General features: G+C 71.7%; 1 protein-coding gene and 1 pseudogene. Both read right to left on the reverse strand.

Going from position 1 to position 1,377, the window contains the following annotated elements; genetic code table 11:
- Window positions 1–189: pseudogene (locus LQ326_RS47145) on the reverse strand (MFS transporter); the annotation flags it as partial.
- 71 nt (window positions 190–260) lie between these two features.
- Entirely contained in the window at window positions 261–872 is a 612-nt protein-coding gene (locus tag LQ326_RS47150; RefSeq protein ID WP_234545373.1) for a flavodoxin family protein, read from the reverse strand.
- Between the last annotated feature and the right edge of the window lie 505 nt (window positions 873–1,377).

Here is a 1,377-nt window from a genome sequence, read left to right on the forward strand (position 1 = left end):
AGGGAAGCCCCATTCGTGCTGGTACAGCACGAAGAGCGGGCTTCCGGCGCCGGCTCCGAAGGCGACGGCGATCGAGGCGGTCACCACGCCGAAGGTGGCGAGGGGCCGCCCGGAGCCGGACGGCCGGCGCAGTGCCCGGCGTTGGGGTGGGGGAGTTGTCTGTTGGGACGTGACTGCAGAGAGCTTCACGGCGTCTCCTCGTGCCGGTCGTCCGGGCGGGTCGGGGGGCGGCGCACCGCCCCGGAAGGTCGCGTCGACGCTCAGACCGTGCCGGCGAGGGCGTGGCGTCCGGCGCTGATCAGGGCGGCCTGCCGGGTGACGCGCGCGCCCAGGTGCTCGGCCGTGGCGATGTCCGCCTTGTGGACGGTGTCGACTCCGCCGTCCAACGGGGTCTGCGCGCCGGCTCCGCCCCAGTAGCCGAGGCGGTTCAGGTCGTGCTCGGAGGCGGAGCTGGAGTTCCAGCCCGGAGCCAGGCCCAGGCTGACCCACAGCATCCGGTGCTGGGCGGCGAAGGCGGCGAAGAATGCCAGGGTGTTGTTCTTGTCGCCGCTCTTGGAGGCCGAGTTGGTGAATCCTGCCGCAAGCTTGTCCGCCCAGCGTCCCTCGGCCCAGCGGCCGCTGGTGGCCTCGGCGAAGGTGTGGAAGCCGGCCGAGGCGCCGCCCATGTAGGTGGGCGACCCGAAGATGATCGCGTCCGCGGCGTCCAGCCGGTGCCACTGCTCGTCGGTGACGGTGGTCACGTCCACGAAGGTCACGTCGGCTCCGGCGTCCGAGGCCCCGCGCCGCACAGCCTCGGCGAGCACGGCCGTGTGCCCGTAGCCGGAGTGGTAGGCGACGGCGACGGTCGGGCGGGGGGAGGTCTGCTCGGACATGGTCTGCTCCTGTGGGTCGAGTGCGGGAATGTTCGGCGGGGGCGCGGTCGCCTTTGTACTTCCTGGCCCCTTGAGGTCGCCTGCGCCGTTCACTGGCGTCGGCCCCATTAATATGACCGGTCGTCTTGCATGAGTCAAAGCGATGTCAGTCCTGTCGGAATTCCCGGAAGCCGCCGCAGCCTGGGCCGGCTGCCCGCCGAAAACCGGCCGGCAGCCGGCCAGAACCCGGCCGGGGTGGTCTTCGCGACAGTCGTGCCGTCCCGTGTTCCGAACACAGAACCGCGGGCGAAGCCGGCCCGTCCCGGGCCGGGAAGCCGTACCGGTCACGGTCATCCCCGTAACGGTGTACGCGGGCCGGCTGACCAGCGCACCGACACCGCCGGCGGCCGCTTTCACCAGTAGGGCACCTGTCCGGTCGAGTGGGCCCGAGTGCAGGCGGAGACGTTCGAAGAGACCCTGCCCGGCGGTCGGCTTTCCGTGTCCCCCGGCCTCGTGCCGGGATCGT

The sequence above is a fragment of the Streptomyces shenzhenensis genome, assembly GCF_021462265.1.
GTDB lineage: Bacteria > Actinomycetota > Actinomycetes > Streptomycetales > Streptomycetaceae > Streptomyces > Streptomyces shenzhenensis.